The 18,699-nt window shown below is 59.0% G+C and carries 14 protein-coding genes and 2 pseudogenes; 9 read left to right on the top strand and 7 right to left on the bottom strand.

Features of this window, described 5'->3' with window-relative positions:
• Nucleotides 1–312: 312 nt before the first annotated feature.
• Together purD and ACVWXW_RS03695 are read right to left on the bottom strand one after the other, a co-directional pair.
• The gene (gene purD, locus ACVWXW_RS03700; protein WP_414508411.1) at nt 313–1,608 is read right to left on the bottom strand and encodes a phosphoribosylamine--glycine ligase; all 1,296 of its coding nucleotides are present in this window, start codon (nt 1,606–1,608) and stop codon (nt 313–315) included.
• Nucleotides 1,609–1,710: 102 nt separating this feature from the next.
• A complete protein-coding gene (locus tag ACVWXW_RS03695; protein WP_457402827.1) occupies nt 1,711–2,886 on the bottom strand; it encodes a glycosyltransferase in 1,176 nt (391 codons plus the stop codon).
• Between the two features lie 138 nt (nt 2,887–3,024).
• Between ACVWXW_RS03695 and ACVWXW_RS03690 the strand changes: the two genes are divergently transcribed.
• Nucleotides 3,025–4,218, top strand: a complete 1,194-nt coding sequence (locus ACVWXW_RS03690) for an RNA-guided endonuclease InsQ/TnpB family protein (protein ID WP_457402826.1) — start codon at nt 3,025–3,027, stop codon at nt 4,216–4,218.
• A 73-nt stretch (nt 4,219–4,291) separates the two neighbouring features.
• Here ACVWXW_RS03690 and ACVWXW_RS03685 read toward each other — a convergent pair whose 3' ends face one another.
• A complete protein-coding gene (locus ACVWXW_RS03685; protein WP_414342966.1) occupies nt 4,292–5,581 on the bottom strand; it encodes an HD domain-containing protein in 1,290 nt (429 codons plus the stop codon).
• Between the two features lie 238 nt (nt 5,582–5,819).
• On the opposite strand from ACVWXW_RS03685, the gene ACVWXW_RS03680 reads away from it, so the two are divergent.
• Nucleotides 5,820–6,701, top strand: coding sequence for an SGNH/GDSL hydrolase family protein (locus tag ACVWXW_RS03680; protein WP_457402824.1), 882 nt, complete (start codon nt 5,820–5,822; stop codon nt 6,699–6,701).
• 71 nt (nt 6,702–6,772) lie between these two features.
• Here the strand turns inward: ACVWXW_RS03680 and ACVWXW_RS03675 are convergent, their stop codons facing one another.
• Nucleotides 6,773–8,608, bottom strand: a complete 1,836-nt coding sequence (locus tag ACVWXW_RS03675; protein ID WP_457402822.1) for a ribonuclease J — start codon at nt 8,606–8,608, stop codon at nt 6,773–6,775.
• Nucleotides 8,609–8,840: 232 nt separating this feature from the next.
• The gene (gene dapA / locus ACVWXW_RS03670; RefSeq protein WP_011431720.1) at nt 8,841–9,761 is read right to left on the bottom strand and encodes a 4-hydroxy-tetrahydrodipicolinate synthase; all 921 of its coding nucleotides are present in this window, start codon (nt 9,759–9,761) and stop codon (nt 8,841–8,843) included.
• Nucleotides 9,762–10,036: 275 nt separating this feature from the next.
• Here dapA and ACVWXW_RS03665 point away from each other — a divergent pair, with 275 nt between their 5' ends.
• Nucleotides 10,037–10,408, top strand: a complete 372-nt coding sequence (locus ACVWXW_RS03665) for a nitroreductase family protein (RefSeq protein WP_457384674.1) — start codon at nt 10,037–10,039, stop codon at nt 10,406–10,408.
• Nucleotides 10,409–10,688: 280 nt separating this feature from the next.
• Nucleotides 10,689–10,955: pseudogene (locus ACVWXW_RS03660) on the top strand (nitroreductase family protein); the annotation flags it as partial.
• A 51-nt stretch (nt 10,956–11,006) separates the two neighbouring features.
• On the opposite strand, the gene trpD reads toward ACVWXW_RS03660, so the two are convergent.
• Nucleotides 11,007–12,038: an anthranilate phosphoribosyltransferase gene (trpD, locus tag ACVWXW_RS03655; RefSeq protein ID WP_457402820.1), complete on the bottom strand. Its 1,032-nt coding sequence runs from the start codon at nt 12,036–12,038 to the stop codon at nt 11,007–11,009.
• A 469-nt stretch (nt 12,039–12,507) separates the two neighbouring features.
• Here trpD and trmFO point away from each other — a divergent pair, with 469 nt between their 5' ends.
• Complete coding sequence (gene trmFO / locus ACVWXW_RS03650) at nt 12,508–13,887, top strand: FADH(2)-oxidizing methylenetetrahydrofolate--tRNA-(uracil(54)-C(5))-methyltransferase TrmFO (RefSeq protein ID WP_457402819.1); 1,380 nt, start codon at nt 12,508–12,510, stop codon at nt 13,885–13,887.
• 245 nt (nt 13,888–14,132) lie between these two features.
• Here the strand turns inward: trmFO and ACVWXW_RS03645 are convergent, their stop codons facing one another.
• Nucleotides 14,133–15,149: a phosphotransferase enzyme family protein gene (locus tag ACVWXW_RS03645; RefSeq protein WP_457402817.1), complete on the bottom strand. Its 1,017-nt coding sequence runs from the start codon at nt 15,147–15,149 to the stop codon at nt 14,133–14,135.
• A gap of 359 nt (nt 15,150–15,508) precedes the next feature.
• On the opposite strand from ACVWXW_RS03645, the gene remA reads away from it, so the two are divergent.
• From remA to speD, 4 genes and pseudogenes are all read left to right on the top strand, one after another.
• Entirely contained in the window at nt 15,509–15,778 is a 270-nt protein-coding gene (remA, locus tag ACVWXW_RS03640) for an extracellular matrix/biofilm regulator RemA (RefSeq protein WP_011431727.1), read from the top strand.
• Nucleotides 15,779–15,878: 100 nt separating this feature from the next.
• Nucleotides 15,879–16,526 (top strand): guanylate kinase, encoded by a 648-nt coding sequence (gene gmk / locus ACVWXW_RS03635; RefSeq protein ID WP_369791759.1) that lies wholly within the window; start codon nt 15,879–15,881, stop codon nt 16,524–16,526.
• 210 nt (nt 16,527–16,736) lie between these two features.
• Nucleotides 16,737–18,048 (top strand): annotated as a pseudogene (locus ACVWXW_RS03630) (RNA-guided endonuclease InsQ/TnpB family protein).
• A gap of 96 nt (nt 18,049–18,144) precedes the next feature.
• On the top strand, nt 18,145–18,603 hold the full coding sequence (gene speD / locus ACVWXW_RS03625; protein ID WP_414328672.1) for an adenosylmethionine decarboxylase: 459 nt from the start codon (nt 18,145–18,147) through the stop codon (nt 18,601–18,603).
• Nucleotides 18,604–18,699 lie beyond the last annotated feature (96 nt).

Raw genomic sequence — 18,699 nt, 5'->3', positions numbered from 1 at the left:
TTCCACCCTGGGAGAGGAAATGCCTGCTCTAGGGGATCCGGGTCCGCAACAGTTCAAGTGGGCTAATGGGGGATCCCCCTCGAGAGGGGAGAGACTCAGCTCAGCAATATCCGTGCCTAGTCAAAGCAGAGGGCTATTGTTAAGGAATCTAAAGTAAAGTTGAGCTTTTGATATCACTGTTGCCATCTTGTTACCGAAAGCGCTATCGTCTAAGCATCAAAGCTTTTTTCAAAGCTGCTTTATGGGCCCTGGAGGAGCGACCCCTCTGGGGCTTCTTCCATCCGGCTGCAGCTGAGAGGGCAAGGGATGGCTTTATGGGGTAGGGATCACTCCTCGGCGGACGGCAGGCCCCAGGGCGTGGCTGCCGATGTCAGAACGATAGTAGGCCTTGGGAAACTGCACTTGCTCCACGGCTGCGTAGGCTTGGCGCAGGGCCTCGGGTAGGGTTGCCCCTTGGCCGGTAAGACAGAGAACGCGCCCGCCATCGCTCAGGAGCTGCTTGCCTGCCTGGCGGGTACCCGCATGAAACACCAACGCCCCCGTGGTGGCAGCTGCATCCAAGCCGGAGATGGGGATCCCTCGCTCGTAGGCATCGGGATAGCCTGGGGCTGCCATCACCACGCAGGCGGCATAGCCGGGTTTCCATTTGAGCTGGATTTGGGCCAGCCGTCCTTCTATACAGGCCAGCAGCACCTCGTCCAAAGGGTTTTCCAGCAAGGGCAGGATGACCTGAGCTTCGGGATCCCCAAAGCGGCAGTTGTACTCCAACACGTAGGGATCCCCACTGGGCGTGATCATCAAACCGGCATAGATCACCCCCTGGTAGCGGATGCCCCGCCGTTGCAAAGCCTCCAGGGTGGGATCCAGGATCTGGGTTTGGATGCGGGCCAACCCTTCTGGAGTGACCAGGTGATCCGCAGGGGCATGAGCTCCCATGCCGCCGGTGTTGGGGCCAGTATCGCCCTCGCCAAGGCGCTTGTAGTCCTGGGCAGGTGGCAGCGGCACACAGATCTGGCCATCGGTTAGAGCCAAAACCGACACCTCCTGGCCGGGGATAAACTCCTCGATCAGCACCTGATCGCCCGGCTTGGCCAGGGCTGCTTCCAGGGCTTGCACGGCTTCTTCCCGGTTTTGGGCAACGGTTACCCCCTTGCCGGCAGCCAGTCCATCTTTTTTGATGACCACTGGGAAACTCTGGGAGTCGAGATAGGCCACAGCGGCAGATAGCTCAGCAAAGCCGGTAGCGCGAGCAGTCGGGATCCCCGCCTCTTGCATCAATTGCTTAGCCCAGAGTTTGCTTCCTTCCAGTTGGGCAGCGGCGCGGCTAGGCCCGAAAATGGGCAACCCTGCTGCCTGGAAGGCGTCCACGATCCCCTGCACCAAGGGCAGCTCTGGCCCTACCACCGTCAGGCGGATCCCTTGTACGGTAGCAAACCGCACCAGCCCTTCGATGTCGGTAGCCGCCAAAGCCACGGATTGACAGCGGGGCAGCTGCTGCATGCCGCCGTTGCCGGGGGCACAGTAGATCCGAGTAACCTGGGGAGACTGCAACAGCTTCCAGGCCAGAGCGTGTTCTCGCCCCCCAGATCCGATGACCAGAGCCTGCATGGTGTGCTATTCCGCTGTTTCTAAACCCAGCTTGCCTGTTTTCCGAACATCCCCCATTAGACCATGTTCTTGTACCATTTCTGGGGTGTTGGCGCACTCCGGTCAGTGGACGGCGAGAGAACGGCCCCGCCAAGTCCAGTTGCGGCCGGTGGTGGTGCGGATGGCCGAAGCCAAGATGATGGCCGCTGTCGCCCAACCCCCCACTGCCGTTAGCCACCAGTAGCAGAGGGGCAGATGCGCCCAATGCCGGAGCAGAAGCCGGATGGCCAATTGGGCCAGGATCCCTGCCAAGCTGGCCAACAGCACCTCCAGGGATCCCGTAGCCCCAGCCAGGATCACCCCCAACCAGGGCAAGCTGCAGATCCCCAAGACCGTACCCATTGCCAACACCGCCAAGGCCCAGTTGCGCTCCAGGCCCAGGAACCAGTTTTTGGTCCACCCTTCCCAAAGGGCAGCCCCGTTGGCATACATGCGGCTGCGCACCCGCGGCCCTCCCAGGCAAATTTGCAGGCCCAACCCCTGGGCTTTGATCCGTTGCCCCAGGGCCACATCCTCGATCACCACATCGGCCACTCCGGCATGCCCGCCAACTTGCTCGTAGGCAGAGCGGCGAAACAGCAGGAAGGGACCAAAGGCAAAGGCTTTGGGGTTGTCGGGATCGTTCACGGCGACAAAGTTGTAACCCACCGCCAGGATGGTCATCATGATGGGTTGCACCAGCCACTCCGCTAGGCAACCGCACACCAATTGCGGCCCTACACTCACCAAGCCGCTGCCGCTTGCCAGCAAATGTCCTAAGGCCGCTTCAATGGCACCGGATCCCAGCCGCACGTCGCAATCCAGAAACAGCAAGTAGTCGGCTTCTACGCGGGCGACGGCTTGGGCACAGGCCCAGTTTTTGCCCACCCACCTTTGGCCTTTGGGACGGGGATCCCCCTTGAGCAGGTGTAGGCGCGGATCTTGCCGTTCGGCAGCCAGGGCTTGGGCCAACTCCCAGGTGGCATCCGTGGATTCATCGTCCACCAACCACACCTGTAAAGGGGCAGAGGTGCTGTCCAGAATGCTGCTGAGGCAGCCCACCACGTTCTCGGCCTCGTTGTAGGCGGGCACGATCACCGCCAGCCGCTCCATCCCGGCCGCGATTTCCCCTGCCTGTTCCGCCGGGGGATCCCTCAGCCAGGGGGAAGCCCGCAACGCTCGCCTCAGTTGCAGAGCCACTAGGGCAATCGCCAAAGCTGTTAAGGACAATACCCCCGTTAGGATTTCTCGGATCCCCACTCCTGCTTCCCTCGTTGTTTAGATGTGCTCAGTTTAGATGTGCTCAGCTAGAAATCGCAGGAGCCCCGCACTGTACCCGTAGGGTCAGTGCCGGGAGGAATGCGCTTTGATGAAGTACAATTGAAGTACAATGAACTTATGAGCCAAGTCCTGACCATATCCTGTAAGCTCAAGGTGTCCCCATCGCAAGCCGCCAAATTGGACGCGACGATGGATGCCTTTGTACAGGCATTGAACTGGGTCAACCAAAACATGCCGGAGAAGATCGTCAACGCGGTCAAACTGCAATCCCTTTGCTACTACGAGATTCGAGCCCGGTTCGGCTTGTCCAGTAACTTGGCTCAACAGGTGTGCAGGCGGGTGGCAGGCGCTCGCAAAGTGGCGAGACAGCGCAACCGTCCGGTTAAAGAGTTCAAGCGTAGGTTCGTCGCCTACGACGCACGTATCTTCTCGTTTCGCGAGAAAGACTGGACGGTGTCGCTGGCCACGGTGGAGGGTCGGGAGCGCTTTGGGCTGGCCATTGGTAACTACCAGCGCGGGATGCTGGCTGGTTCCAACCCAAAAGCCGCCACGCTGATCAAGCGCAAAGATGGCTCCTACTACATCCAGATTTGCGTAGAGGAAAAACCACCCAAGCAGCAAGATACCGACAAGGTGATCGGGGTGGACTTGGGAAGGATAGATATCGCCCATACCTCAGAGGGGAAGAACTGGAATGGACAGCAGTTGAACAAAGTCCGAGACCACTACTTTCGGTTGAGGGCGGTACTCCAACACAAAGCCAGTAAGGGCACCCGCAGTTCGCGGCGCAGATGCAGAGAACTGTTGCAACGGCTGTCTGGCAAGGAGAGACGCTTTCAAGCGTGGGTCAATCATCGCATCTCCAAAGCTATTGTCTCTAGGGCAAAGGCTACCAACAGCGCTATTGCTCTGGAAGACCTGACAGGGATCCGGGAAAGGGTCAATCAACAGCCACGCAGCAAAGCCGAACGGCGCAGGGCCAACAGTTGGGCGTTTTATCAACTCCGTCAATTTCTGGAGTACAAGGCTCTGCGTGCAGGGGTTGCTTTGATTCTGGTGCCGCCTGCCTACACGTCGCAGACCTGCCACCGGTGTTTGCACATCCACCCTGAGCAGGGCAAGTCCTACCGCAGTGGTAAGTCGTTTAAGTGTGGGCACTGTGGATGGGAAGGGGATGCGGATTTGAATGGTGCGAATGTGATTGCGCTTTTTGGGGCTGTCGTAAACCAGCCTAGAGGTCCGGGCTTGTTTTGTTCTCTGGTAGAGCAGAGCAGGCTCAGGGCTACTGAAAGCCCGCCCCGTACCGCTTAGCGGTCGGGGTCGGGTAGTTTACGAACAGATTCCCACCTCTAATGCTCTAGCTCTGGGATGGCCCAATGATTTTCTAGGCAGACAAAACCCCCTCTACGATATCGCCATAGGGCCGGGGAAAGATTAGCCAGACCTGGCGCTGGGTTTCCACCAAGGCACGCACCAAAGGGGAAAGATGGGCAATTTCTTCATAGCCACGCTCGGTTTTGAGCTGGATCCCTTGGTCATAAAAGCTATAGCCCTGGACGTGGGCAGAGCGGATGCCCAAGTAACTTTCAGGATCCAGCCCATCCCGCAGCATTTTGGCCTGCACAGCAGCCACCAGGGTTTGGCGTTGTTCCTCAGACAACTGGGTAATGTTGCGGGCCTTGAACAAATCCCGCTCCAAGTAGCGCCGCGACAGATCCGCCAAGATGGGATCCTTCCCCGACATGGCCCAGAGGCGCATGGGGTAGCTGAAGATGATATCGTCGGCAGCCAAGTAGAGGGGGAGCGGCAACTCGAAGGGATCCCCTTTTTGAGCCGCCAGCGAGGCCCAGCACCAAGCGCTGAGGATGGGATCCAGCTCAATCTCCCCCCTTTGCAGGAGCGCCTCTGCCCGCCTGAATAGCCGCTCCAAGATAAAACGGGCACAGAGGCTCTTGGGGTGCTGGTACACCTGGGTGTACATGAAATAGCGCACCACCAGGTAGTGCTCGATGGCCCCCAGGCCTTTGCGAGCCGGGATGGACAGGGATCCCGTCTCCGGGTCATAATCCAGCACCGTTAGGATGCGATCCAAGTCCAGGTGGCCGTATTGGGCACCCGTGAGCAGGCTATCCCGCATCAGGTAATCGAAGCGGTCGCAGTCCAGTTGGCTGGAGATGAGTTGCCCCACCAGCGGCAGGGGAAACTGCTTCTGCAGCACTTGCTGCATCTGGGCCGGCAGTTGGGAATCAAACTCCGCCAGCAGCGTCCTCACCTGGGGATCCTCCCGGAGAATGCGGGCCGTCCAAACCTCGTGCCGGCAGCCGAAGATCTCTTCCCCGGCATGGCTAAAAGGGGCATGGCCAATGTCGTGCAGCAGAGCCGAGGCCAAGGTTACCGCCCGATAGGGACGCAGCTCCGGGTGGCGATGGGCCAATTTGTCGAACAGCCGCCGCGTTACCTGCAGCACCCCCACCGAATGGGTAAAGCGGGATCCCTCTGCCCCATGGAAGGTAAAAAAGGCCGTGTCCAACTGGCGAATGCGGCGCAGCCGCTGAAAGGCCGGTGTATCGATCAGGCGAATGAGCAGAGCCTCAACCGCGTCCCCTCCATTCAGGCTGATGGCGCCATGCAGGGGATCGTGGTAGGTGCGGGACTTGCAAAACCGTAGCGGCATACTCCCACCATACCTCGCCAATTTTGGGATCCTTGGCTAGCCTGTCTGGGGGTGCTTCCCGCCTCGCCCTATCTATGCCCGCTTTCCCATGCCTCTCTCTGCAAAGGATGCCAGCACCCGAACCCCAGAAAACTCGACTCCAAGACAACAAGACAGCTGGGTGTTCCTCCTCTCCCTGCTGATTTTGATACTCAGTTTGGGGCTAACCGCCTGCTCTGCCAGTTCTGGATCCCCTGTTGTGCCCAGCCCACCCACCCTCACCCGCTACGTTGCCCTGGGAGCCAGCGATGCCGTTGGCTACAACGCCTCCATTTCCTGTGATGGCCCAGCCAACGCCGCCGGCACTCGACCCCAGCGCTCAGAGCCCCTGGACTGCCCCAATGGAACGGGCTATGTGCCCCGCCTGGCTCGCTTGCTGCCCGGCCCAGTGGAGCTTATCAACCTGGGCCGTTCGGGAGCGGTGCTCAGCCCCGCCATGCAAGCCCTGAGGCAGGGGATCCCGGCCAATTTGCTGCAGGATCAAGTGCCGCGCCTTCCCCCCGATGCCACCCTGATCACCATTTGGGTGGGCGGAAACGATACCAACGCCATCGCTCTGGCGGCGGCTCAACGGGCTCTCCAAGGTGAGGATCCCTTGCCCTTCGTCGATCAGCAGATCCGACAATTCGCCGCCGATTACCAAACCCTGCTGCAAGCGGTGCGTGCCCGTGCCCCTCAAGCTCGCCTGGCGGTGGCCAACCTGCCCAACTTCGCCCTGATTCCTCTGGGTCAGCAGCAACCCAGCAGCGTGCGCCAACTGCTCTCCCTGATCTCGGTTAGCCTCACGCAACGGGCCATCAACCCCTTAAGCCAACAGGGGATCCCAGTGGTGGACTTGCTCTGCGATCCCCGCTCCTACCGACGCGAGTCCTTCTTTCCCGGCCCGCTGGCCGACGGCTTTCACCCCAACGACCGGGGCTACGCCGATTTGGCCGATGCCTTCTTGAGCGCCCTTCGGCAACCGCTCCCTCCCCAACCCCGCTGCCCTCCCTTTAGCGAGGTGGGATCCCTGCAACCAGATGCGGCGGCAGAGTCTGCCCTCCGCAGTTTTCTCACGGATGGATACAAGCCGGCACAATAGGAAGGATCCCTGCGCTCGGCAAGGGATCCCAAAGGCGCTTAGACGATCCAGCCACGGAGAACGGGCCAGTTTTAGGAAGCAGCTACCGCTGCCGAGGAACGCCGCCGCCGGCCCAGAGCACCCGCTACCGGCTCCGGTTGGGTTTCCACACTCAAGGAAGACACAGACTCCTCTTCAGGGGATTGCACAAAAACCGCCACCGTGGGCTTGCCGGGCAATTGTTCTCGCAAGAAACGGCGCACCACCCGCTCCACTTCGCCCTTAAGGCCGGCCCAGTCGATGTCCAGGCTGCCCCGCTCCAGCGAGCGAGCAAATTGGGGCCACGCTTGCCGAAGGGTGTTCTCCAGAAGGGGTTTCAGGTCGGATCCCTTGAGTTGGTTCCCTTCCCCCGCCAAGCCAAAGGTTTGCACCTGCGGGGTGCAGAGCAACTGGCCGCTGCCGTCCAGGCTGATCACCACCGTCACCATGCCATCTTTGGCGATCTGCTGCCGCTCCTGCAGCATCTCATCCATCACCACTCCATCGTGGGAAGCGGCGATCATCTGCAGGCCAGAGGGGACGCGGCCCGTGATGGCAATGCGCTCCCGGTTCACCTCCACCACATCGCCGTTGTCGATGATTACAATGTTTTCCCGCGGGATCCCCATGCTCATGGCGGTTTCGGCGTGCTTGACCAGCATGCGGTATTCCCCGTGGGTGGGAACGAAGAACTTGGGGCGGGTGAGGGCAATCATCAGCTTCTGGTCTTCCTGGCAGCCGTGGCCGGAAACGTGCAGGCCCTTGTCTTTGCCGTAAATGACATTGGCTCCCAGCTCCATCAGCTTGTCGATGACCCGCGAGACCGCGATGGTGTTGCCAGGGATCGGGTTGGCCGACCACACCACCGTGTCTCCTGGCTTGATTTGCAACTGCGGGTGCTCACCGTTGGCAATGCGGGTGAGAGCAGCTAGAGGTTCTCCCTGGGATCCGGTGGTGAGGATGATCACCCGGTCATCCGGCAGGCTGTTGATCACATGCATCGGCTGCAGCGTTTCGTCCTTGCAGCGGATGTAGCCCAAACGCCGCGCGTGAGCCACCACATTCAGCATGGAGCGGCCCAGCAGAGACACCACCCGACCCTGCTGTTCGGCGATCTGCAGCACCAAGTTGAGACGATGCACCGAAGAAGCAAAGGTAGTGATGATCACCCGCCCTTTGGCTCCGGCAATGGCCTTGGTGAGACCCGGCACCACAGAGGCTTCGGAAGGGGTAAACCCCGGCACTTCCGCGTTGGTGGAGTCGCTGATCAGGCAGAGCACTCCCTTTTCCCCATGTTCGGCCAACCGCTGCAGGTCGAAGTACTCCCCATCCACGGGGGTATGGTCGATCTTAAAGTCGCCGGTCTGAATAATGACGCCCACAGGCGTGTGCAGAGCCACCGTAAAGCTATCGGCAAAAGAGTGGGTGTTGCGAATGAATTCGGCAAAAAAGTGCTTACTCAAGGGAACGATTTCACGGGGGCCAACAGGACGCAGCTCTGTGCGGTTGAGCAGGCCCACTTCCCGCAATTTCTCTTCCAGCAGCGCCAGCGCCAATCTGGGGCCGTAGATGACCGGAATATCGAACTCCCGCAAGTGATACGGGATCCCGCCGATGTGATCTTCATGGCCGTGGGTAATCACCATCCCCCGCACTTTGTCGCGGTTTTGCTTGATGTAGGTCATGTCCGGCAGCACGATGTTCACGCCGTGCATGCTCTCATCGGGAAAAGCCAAACCGGCATCCAAGAGGATAATGTCGTCCTCGTAGCGGAAGGCCCATGTGTTTTTGCCGATCTCCCGCTCGCCGCCCAGCGGAATCATCTGAACGGAAGAGGTGGATTGTGGGATCACAGAACGAGAAGCAACTGAAGAACGTGGTGTTGGCATATGGGTTTAGATCCTCAACAGTAAAAAAACAAAAACAGAAATGGGCACAAGCTATCCCCAACAAGGCTGTGGGTGAAAGCTGAACTCAGCCGCCGCAACTTATTTGCTTCCCAAGCTGGGAAAGAGCTTTTCGGGGAAAAAGCCACTTACCCACAGGTCAAACGCCACAAAAGAGCCCCTTGCAAACCCCTGAAAACCGTGGTCATGGCAGAAGCAAAGCCTAAAAATGCAATCATGAAACTTTCGTCGCCATTTGTTCGGATCCCTTCGATTCAGCCAGTAGGCCCATCTCTTCAAGCACCTGTCGCAAAACCTGCAGAGAACTGGGCTGTAGAGGCGCTAGGGGAAGGCGCGCCCGACCCACTCGCCAACCCTGCATCTCCAATGCGGCCTTAATCGGAACTGGGTTGGTCTCGATGAATAAAACCTTGAACAACGGAAACAGGCGCAGGTGGTGGGCCAAAGCTTGATCGTGTTGCCCCCTGATGTAGCTCTGGATCAACTCCTGCAACTGCAACCCAACTAGGTGGCTGGCTACACTGACCACACCGCTGCCTCCCAAAGATAGGAGTGGCAACGTCAGAGAGTCATCTCCCGAATAAATGGCGAAACGCGAGGGAGTGAGTCGCCGAATTTCCGAAGCTACATCCATCATACCACTGGCTTCTTTGATGGCGACAACCGTTTCCAATTCTGCTAATTGGGCTACAGTCTCCGGCTGTAAACTGGCCCCTGTCCGACTGGGAATGTTGTAGAGCAAGATGGGCAGGTCACTGGCTTGGGCGATGGCCTTGAAGTGCTCATAAAGGCCGGCCTGGGTAGGCTTGTTGTAGTAGGGCACCACCTGCAGAGAGCCATCCAAACCGAGTTGAGCGGCCTTTTTTGTGGCTTCAATGGCCTCACGGGTGGAGTTGGATCCCGTCCCGGCGATCACCTTAGCCCGACCGGCTACGGCATCTCGCACCACGCGGAACAGCTCGTATTCCTCTTGCCAGGTTAGGGTGGGAGACTCGCCCGTAGTGCCACAGACCACCAAGCCGTCACTGCCGTGGGTTGCCAAGTAATCGGCCAAACGAGCGGCCTCATCGTAGTTAAGCTCCCCCTCATCAGTAAAGGGGGTAACCATGGCCGTCAGCACTCGACCGAAGTTCACCGATTGCTTCTCCCCATCAACCACACCAATCCGACGATTAACCGGGCGACCCAGATGAGACCAGTTTGTTTTTCCATCATACCTGCCTTTGCGTTAGGGATCCCGCTTGCCTGCCCTGCCAAGGCCCAGTTTGTGCCTCACCCGGTTGCCACAGGCTGGATAAAAGGGAGATAACAAAGAAGACAGACCGTTTGAACACGGAATGTATAGCCATTTGCCAATCCTGCCCCTACCTTTGGGGGGAGCAGCCTTTCTACCGACACTTGAGGATCCCTATGGACGCCCTAACTGCCCTGAAAGAGCGCATTTCCGCCGACAAATTGGATCCCAGCCGCCGTTTATCGGAAGCGGAGATCCGAGAGCTGGTGGCTTATGCTACGGAAGCTCCTTCTTCCTTCAACATTCAGCACTGGCGGTTTGTTGCGGTCACCGACCCGGAAGACAAAGAGCGCCTCAAATCTCTGGCCTACAACCAACAGAAGGTGGCGGATGCATCGGTGGTGTTTATCATCCTGGGGGATCTGCGGGGGTATGAGAAACTGCCTGAAATTGTGCAAAGAAGCGTTGCTGCCGGGATCCTCTCGCCCGAAAAAGCGGAAGGCTGGGTGAACATGGCCCAGGCAACCTATCTGATACATTCACGCTGAACTCTCCTGAACATGGTTCAGGAAAGAAGCGATCGCATCCTGCCTATCTCTGTTCGCGTCAGCGGGACGGAGTCCAAGCAGGAAGGCGGTATCCCGCAAAGCCCTGAGGAATACCCCCCGAGCGCTTTCCCCCTTCACTTCCCGGCAACCGTTGCGGTGGACTCAAGGATCAGGGGGAAACTTGGTCTACTATATCCCTCTCAATGACTTTTGCCAAACCGCCTAAAGCTCAGTAAATTCAGCAAAGTTCAGGGTTTTGGGGGTTAGAGGCATGCTCCACAATCCCACCTTGGCGCGGGATGAAGCGATTCGCTCTGGGGCGATGGCTGCCATGGCGCTGATGATCGCGGCTCAGGCCAAGGGTTTGGTGAGCGGGCCGATGATCGGCTTTGATCCGGAAGGGGTAAAGCGGGAGTTCGGCATTGCCGACCGCTACGTGCCGGTGATGCTGCTGGCGGTTGGATATGCGGCAGCGGGTAACCTGCCGCGCAAGCCTCGCTTGGGGGTGGATGAAGTTCTGGCCTTTGGGCGAGGGCGGGAGTTTTAGCCCTAGGCTCAGGTGGGATCCCTGTCGCCCTCTCCTGGGCTCCTACCGGCATCAAGCCTTGAGAAAATGAACCAGCTGTTGCAAGCGATCCCAAGCGGCACCCCTGGCGAGAATCTCGCGAGCTTGGGCGATCCCGGTTCTCCAATCAGGGGCCACTCCGGCCACCTGCAGGGCCAAAGCAGCATTCAAGGCCACCACATCCTGCTGGGCAGGCGTCCCGGATCCCTGAAGGACTTGGGCGAGGATGGCGGCATTTTCCGCCACATCCCCCCCCTTGAGAGCTTGGGTGGGTGCCAGGGTCAGCTCGTAATCTGCAGGGTTCAAGACTTCCGTCCGTACCAGCCCACCGGACAGGATGCCCAGATCGGTGGGTTGATCCAGACCGGCCTCGTCGAGACCTTCGCGGCTGTGCAACACAATGGCCCCTTCCCGTCCCAACAGGCGCAGGGCCTCTGCCATTACCGGCACCAGCTCCTGGGCGTAAACCCCGATCACCTGGCGGTTGGGATAGAGGGGGTTGACCAAGGGCCCCAACAGGTTGAAAATGGTGCGAACCTTGAGGGCCCGCCGATAGGGGATCACCGCCCGCATGGCCGGGTGCCACTGGGGAGCAAACAAAAAGGTGATGCCCACTTCCGCCACAGCCGCCCGCACCCGCTCTGGCTCAGCCCCCAAGTTCACCCCCAGGGCCTCCAGCACATCCGCCGAGCCGACCTTGCCAGAGGCGGAACGGTTGCCATGTTTAACCACCGGGATCCCGGCTGCACTGACCACAAAGGCCACCGCCGTGGAAATGTTAAAAGTGCCGGCCCCATCGCCGCCGGTGCCACAGGTATCCACCAGGAGAGGCAAGTCCAGCGGGGATCCCAGCGAAGCCCGCTGTAGCACTCGTGCCATGCCGGCCAGTTCACCGGCGCTCACACCCTTGGCTTGCAGGGCCGCCAGAATCGCCCCCGACACCACATCTGGCACTTGGTTCTGGAGCCAACCGTTCATCAACTGTTCAGCTTGGGCTTCGCTGAGAGATTGCCGATCCAGCAACTGCCCCAAAAGCTGTGGCCAAAGGTCAGCCGTTTCCGTCATGGGTCGGGATCCTGGGTGTCAGCGGGTACTTATAGTAGCGTATCCCGCCTCTGGGTCACTTGCCTCGTGCAGGTCGGGCCATGCTGAGGGTTAGCTAATCCGCCCAGAAGCTCCGCCCTCCTTATTGCTACGCAACGCGACGCAACCACTTTAGCGGCGCGGAGCGCTATGCCTCAGCGTAAGGGTCGGGATGAAAGGCGGTCTTTGTTCTATAATCAACCTGGCTGTACAAAACGGCTTTGCCGGAATCTGGTACAGCTACGCGGTGGGACATTCCGTGTCTGCTCGCTGAGGGTTCTTGTGATAGCTCCCCGTTGAAGCGAGAAGCGCACACTCTTTCGCTTTAGCAGCGCGGAGTGCTTTGCGTCAGCATGAGTGCGGGAGTATGTCACCATAGTGGGTTTGACCTGAGCCGTTTCCGGCCCTAGCAGGGTGCGCTCCATTCTTCTCTTCCCTCCCGGAGGTTGTGATGAACCCTCCAACTAACCCAAGGGCTTGCAGCCCGCTTGCACGAGCGGGAGCCTTTCCCCCCATCCATGTTGTGGGCGGGGGGTTGGCGGGGACAGAAGCTGCTTGGCAAATTGCCCAGGCAGGGTTGCCTGTCATCCTTTCGGAGATGCGCCCCGTGCGTCAGAGCCCGGCCCATCACACCGATCAGTTGGGGGAGCTGGTGTGCAGCAACTCCTTTGGGGCTGCGGCCAGCGATCGGGCGGCAGGGCTGCTCAAGGAAGAACTGCGACAACTGGGATCCCTGGTGATCGCGACGGCGGATTGCCATGCAGTGCCGGCAGGAGGGGCATTGGCAGTGGATCGGGCCCGCTTCAGCCAGGCTCTCACGGAAGCCATTCAAAACCATCCCCGCATCACCCTGCGTCGGGAGGAGGTGACGGAGATCCCGGAGGGCATTGCCGTCCTCTGTACCGGCCCTCTGACCAGCGATCCCCTGGCCAAGGCACTGCAAGCCTTTACGGGCCTGGAGTACCTGAGCTTTTTCGATGCTTCTAGCCCCATTGTTACCGGGGATTCGTTGAACCGAGCGGTGGTGTTTCAGGCTTCCCGCTACGACAAGGGGGAAGCAGCCTATCTCAACTGCCCCATGACGGAAGCGGAGTACGAACGGTTTTGGCGGGCGCTGGTGGAGGCAGAGCAGGCGCCCCTCAAGGATTTTGAACGGGAGGAGCGCAAGTTTTTCGAGGGCTGCTTGCCGATTGAAGAAATGGCGCGCCGGGGCAAAGACACCCTCTGTTTCGGCCCCTTGAAGCCGGTGGGGCTGGTGGATCCGCGCACGGGATCCCGTCCTTACGCGGTGGTGCAGTTGCGGCAAGAGGACAAAGCAGGGCAGCTGTGGAACTTGGTGGGCTTTCAAACCAACTTGAAATGGGGAGAACAGCAGCGGGTCTTTCGCCTCATCCCCGGCCTGGAACAGGCGGAGTTTGTCCGCTTTGGGGTGATGCACCGCAATACATTTTTGAATTCGCCCCAGCTTCTGTGGCCGACCTTGCAATTTCGTCGCCGACCCACGCTGTTTGCCGCCGGCCAGTTGGTGGGCACCGAGGGCTATGCCTGCGCGGTGGCAGGGGGATGGTTGGCCGGACAGAACGCCGCCCGCCTGGCTCTGGGGTTGCCCTTGATCACGCTGCCCCCCGAAACAATGATGGGATCCCTGTTTCAGTTCATCAGCAGCGCCGATCCCAGGCACTTTCAGCCGATGCCGGCCAACTTTGGGCTGTTGCCGGATTTGGAGGGGCGCCAGCTTCGCAACAAGCAGGAGCGCTATGGCCGTTACCGGGATCGGGCTTTGGCTGCTCTGAAAACGACTGGGTTGGTGCGCCAAGTGCAAACTGCCTAGGGGAGGCCCAGGCTGGAGCGTGTTCCCGACCATTGCGATCCAAGTCAAAGTCGAGATTGAGCGTTATCGTCATTTGAAACTAGATTGAGACACTTCCTAGGCGTTTCGCGACCGCCCCCAGCCCCTCTCCCTCTGGGGGAGGAGAGTCGGGAAGCAATGCCACAGAAATATTTAGAAATGTTTCATTCCTATGCCGCGGTAGCAGATCCCAAAACGAGCTGTCAAAAGCTGGGCAAACCTGTTGGCTACCTTCCCTCTTTCCGCTGCTCACAAGACAAAAGGGCGCGCATGGACTCCAACAGTTGGGGTGCCCTCTGGGTTAGGTCTTGATAGAGGCAAATTTGCTGTTGGCAGCGGGCCAGGTTATGGGCCTTGCGGCTGGGGTAGCGTTGGGGATCCCAATTCCAGTAAGCGTCTTCAAACCAATCCTGCAAAAAGCGCATCCCCAATTCCAGGGTAATCAGTTGGATCCCTTGGAGAAGGAGTTCCGGTTGTAAGGCGTGCAAGTTCCCGGTTTGGGCATAGCCCCGCAACCCGGCCAGGATCGCCTCTGGCTGAAGGGTATTTCCTCGTTTGCCCCAGGAGCGCAGGGCATCCCCCAATTCAACATAGAGATTGTGATACATAAAGGTGTCCAGATCCACCAGGCCCACAAATCGCCCCTGCTCATCGAACAAAAAGTTGTTGAACTTGAGATCGGCATGGATGATTTGAGTTGGGATCCCCGAGGGCAGCAGAAGATTGGGCACAGTTTCGATTAAAAACTGCCATTCTGCCTGCACTTCTAGGGCCGGCTCATACTGGCGTAGCTGTTGCCAAAGGTGAGCCGTATCGTGAAAATGCGGGATCTGGAAGCGAAAACGATAGTCCATCTGGGCCAAGAGTCGATGCAGGCGTCCAACGGCTGCCCCCGCCTCTTCCAGATAGCCCCAATTGGGAGGAGTTGGGTGACAGGATCCCGGCAGACAATCCATGACCCGCCACAGCCCTTCTGCCCAGGACAAGTGCAGGGATCCATCGCGAGCGCGACGGAATCGGGGCACAGGGAAGCCGTGTTGTCTCAGCCATTGGCCGATGGCTTGACCATCTTCAGTGACAGCAGGATCAAATCGGGGGTGAAGGCGCTGGACGATGAAGGATCCCTCAGAGGTGTTGAGTTTCCAAGTTTGGTGAATGAGGCCCACTCGGATGGCTTCGGGTGGCTCTGGATCCCCCAGTTGAAAGTGCTGGACAAGGGGATCCAGCCAAGTCAGGTCAAGCATAGGCAAGGAAGAAATCTATTCAAGCTTGGGGTGCTGGGTCGATCTTTTCGTTTTCAGAGCTGCCTCAAACTGCTTACCACAGCGGCGGCCTTTGAGGCTTACAGTTCAAGTTCCATTGAAGTGGCTTCATGTTGACGATTTTACCGTCCTCGATAAACAGGGCAAGTTGTTTGGGAGGGTGCAGCTTGTTATGCAACCACAGCCTTTTTGCGGCTCACCCGAACGGGACTTGTCGCCAGAACTCACTGCCCAATTGGCCGAGAACTCAGGTGTCGTTGTGGCAAACCCGCGAAAGAGCCCCATTTGCTACCTTAATGAAGGTTGCTGGCCGGACAACCGTTAGGTTCCCTCATCACCCCATGGATACCCGCCTAATCAACATTGGCTTTGGCAACATCGTCGCCGCTGGGCGTGTGGTCGCCATTGTCAGTCCCGAGTCAGCTCCCATCAAACGCATCATCAGCGATGCCCGCGAGAGGGGCCAGTTGATAGATGCCACCTATGGTCGTCGTACCCGCGCTGTCATTATCACCGATTCCGGGCACGTTATCCTCTCCGCCATCCAACCCGAAACCGTTGCCAACCGCTTCCTCACGGCCAAGCCCGGTTTGTCAGAGGAGACCGAGTGAAAGCCCATCGCTGTAAGCCGTTTGAGAAACCAGAAGTGAGATATCCTAAAACAAACCCAAACAAGTCAATTGCCCAGCCGTCTTGCGTCGGTCTCTGTCTATGCCAACCTCTCCTACCCCGGTTTCCTCTGAGTGTACGCAGCAGCAGGGATCCCTTCCGGCTCCTACCCCGCGCGGTCGCTTGGTGGTTTTGACAGGGCCCAGCGGAGTGGGTAAGGGTACGCTGGTCAACCAGTTGCGCCAGCGCCACCCCGAGCTGTATCTCTCGGTTTCGGTCACCACCCGCCCCCCCCGCCCCAGCGAACAGGAAGGTGTCAACTACTACTTTCGCAGCCGGGAGGAATTTCTCAACTTGATTGAAGCCAACGAGCTGTTGGAATGGGCACAGTATGCGGGCAACTTTTACGGCACTCCCCGCGAGATCGTGTTCCAAAAACTTAACCAGGGTCAGGATGTGCTGCTGGAAATTGAGCTGGCGGGGGCCCGTCAGGTGAGGCAACAGTACCCAGATGCCATTCGCATCTTTCTCTGTCCCCCTTCTCTGGAAGAGCTGGAACGTCGCATCCGCGAGCGCGGACAAGACTCGGAGGCCAGCATCGAGCGCCGCCTGGAACAGGCCCGCAAGGAATTGGATGCCCAAGACGAATTTGACTACGTGATTGTCAACGACAACCTGGAGCAAGCGCTGCAGGAGCTGGAAGCCCTGCTCTATCCCCCCTCTCCCTCTTCAAAGGAGCAGCAGCCCTAGCTTCTCCAGCCCCTTCCCGGAACGCTGGTGTCGGTGGTGCAGTGGCTCCAGATTGGGCCTAGGGTTAACTTTCGGTTAAGAAAAAAGCTGCTGGGGAGGGTAGTTTGGCTTTACCAAAAAACTGGGTCTGAAGCCCCGCCCTAAGGCCTACGGCCCGCTGACGCGACCAGGGCGGCTTTTATCTTGCTAGACCTTTGATAAAATAGGCCCATGCGCGTCCTCGAAGCCAAGCTCCTCAACGGCACAGCCCAGCAGTACCAAGCCCTGGATGAGGCCATTCGGACTGCCCAGTTCGTGCGCAACAAGTGCCTGCGCCACTGGATGGATCATCAGGGGGTGAACAGGGCCACGTTGTACTCCCTCTGCAAGGACTTGGCCAGAGAGTTCCCCTTCGCCCAGAAGCTGAACTCCTCTGCCCGGCAAGCCAGTGCGGAGCGAGCCTGGTTTGCCATCTCCAACTTCTACCGCCGCTGCAAGGAGAAGGCAGCCCGGAAGGGCTATCCCAAGTTCCAGAAACATTGCCGCTCCGTGGAGTACAAGCTATCCGGCTGGAAGCTGTCTCCTGACGGCATGTCCATCACCTTCACGGACGGCTTCCAGGCGGGCACCTTTGCCCTGTACTGCAACGGCGAGGCGCGGCGGGACATCCTCACCCTGAAAATCAATCGGGTGCGGGTAGTGCGGAGAGCCGATGGCTACTACGCCCAGTTCTGCCTGGACGTGGAGCGTCGGGAGAAGGTGGGCTACACCGGCAAGGCGGTGGGGCTGGATGTGGGCTTGATGCACTTCTACACCGACAGCCACGGAAACAAGGTAGAGTGCCCCAAATTCTTGCGTCGTGCCGAAAAAAGGTTGAAGCGAGAGCAACGCAGGTTAAGTCGGAAGTTTCGGAGAGGGGCCAAACCCCAATCCAAGAACTACCACAAGCAGAGGAAGCGACTAGGCAAGGTACACCTGAAGGTTCAACGCCAGCGTAGAGACTGGGCTGTGAAGCTGGCCCGGTGCGTGGTGACATCTAACGTTCGCTTGCAGCGGCGCGGAGCGCTTTGTCGTGGTGTACGAGGACTTGCAGGTGCGGAACTTGGTGCGGAATCACCACTTGGCTAAGTCGATTCACGATGCGAGCTGGAGTTTATTCACCGGGTGGCTGGACTCCTACGGGAAGGTCTTCAACAAGGTGGTGGTGGCCGTGCCGCCCCAGTACACCAGTCAGGACTGTTCTCATTGTGGCCACTGGGTGAAGAAGACGCTGTCCACTCGCACCCATCAATGCCCGCAGTGTGGGGTGGTACTTTGCCGGGATGAGAATGCGGCCATCAACATCCTGCGCAAAGGGTTGGAGTTGTTGGGTGAGGAGTGGAACAACGGTACCTTTGGGCAAAAGGGAACCGCCCCGAAAGGGGGAACGCCTGGGGAGAAAGGCCTACGGCCCGCTGCCGCGATGAGCACCGCTGCTGTGGAGGGGCAACCTGACACGGTAAGTGCTGTCGCAGAACCAGGAACCAGAATCCCCTGCCTTTAGGCAGGGGAGTATGTCAATTGTGAGATAATGGTAAAGCTGCGCTTTCTGTGCAGCCTCTGGTTCTAATCAGTTCTATCTGGCCAATTAGGGGATAGTATGCTGCACACACTATCTGGCCAATTAGGGGATAGGTCTCCAGCTCTGATCGGGATCCACTGTATCCTGGAGCTTTACGACTGCCCGGCCAAACTTTTGGATGATGCCTCTCTGGTGCAACAGGCTTTGCGGGAGGCAGCGAGACGCTCCAACTCCACCTTTTTGGGAGAGCTGTGCCATCCATTTGAGCCACAGGGGATTACAGCCCTCGCTCTTTTGGGGGAATCCCACATCTCCATTCACACCTGGCCCGAAGCGGGCTACGCGGCGGTGGATGTGTTCACCTGTGGTCGCCACACCCGACCGGAAGCGGCCTGTGAATATCTGATCGACGTGTTTCAAGCGCGACGATATTCCCTGCGCAAGGTGCCCCGCCGCACCGCGCAACCGACACTCCTGGAAGAGGCCCCAGACTCGGCTGAGGTGCTCACCTGTGAAGCGACCCGACGAAGGCGCTGAGATCTTCGCCAATCGCAGCTTTTTCCAGACTGTCATGGGGGCCATCTGTAGGCTGGGTGGGATCCGATTCACCCCAGAGGTCAGTCTATGTTGCTG

This window comes from Thermostichus sp. MS-CIW-30 (genome assembly GCF_054058015.1).
Note: the sequence above shows the minus strand (reverse complement) of the source record. Positions and strands in the feature narration are given on the sequence as shown.

What these genes read in the sequence shown, in the direction of transcription:
- purD (WP_414508411.1), bottom strand. Translation starts at nt 1,608, where the DNA reads ATGCAGGCTCTGGTCATCGGATCTGGGGGGCGAGAACACGCTCTGGCC.
- ACVWXW_RS03690 (WP_457402826.1), top strand. Translation starts at nt 3,025, where the DNA reads ATGAGCCAAGTCCTGACCATATCCTGTAAGCTCAAGGTGTCCCCATCG.
- ACVWXW_RS03685 (WP_414342966.1), bottom strand. Translation starts at nt 5,581, where the DNA reads ATGCCGCTACGGTTTTGCAAGTCCCGCACCTACCACGATCCCCTGCAT.
- ACVWXW_RS03675 (WP_457402822.1), bottom strand. Translation starts at nt 8,608, where the DNA reads ATGCCAACACCACGTTCTTCAGTTGCTTCTCGTTCTGTGATCCCACAA.
- ACVWXW_RS03665 (WP_457384674.1), top strand. Translation starts at nt 10,037, where the DNA reads ATGGACGCCCTAACTGCCCTGAAAGAGCGCATTTCCGCCGACAAATTG.
- trpD (WP_457402820.1), bottom strand. Translation starts at nt 12,038, where the DNA reads ATGACGGAAACGGCTGACCTTTGGCCACAGCTTTTGGGGCAGTTGCTG.
- trmFO (WP_457402819.1), top strand. Translation starts at nt 12,508, where the DNA reads ATGAACCCTCCAACTAACCCAAGGGCTTGCAGCCCGCTTGCACGAGCG.
- ACVWXW_RS03645 (WP_457402817.1), bottom strand. Translation starts at nt 15,149, where the DNA reads ATGCTTGACCTGACTTGGCTGGATCCCCTTGTCCAGCACTTTCAACTG.
- remA (WP_011431727.1), top strand. Translation starts at nt 15,509, where the DNA reads ATGGATACCCGCCTAATCAACATTGGCTTTGGCAACATCGTCGCCGCT.
- gmk (WP_369791759.1), top strand. Translation starts at nt 15,879, where the DNA reads ATGCCAACCTCTCCTACCCCGGTTTCCTCTGAGTGTACGCAGCAGCAG.
- speD (WP_414328672.1), top strand. Translation starts at nt 18,145, where the DNA reads ATGCTGCACACACTATCTGGCCAATTAGGGGATAGGTCTCCAGCTCTG.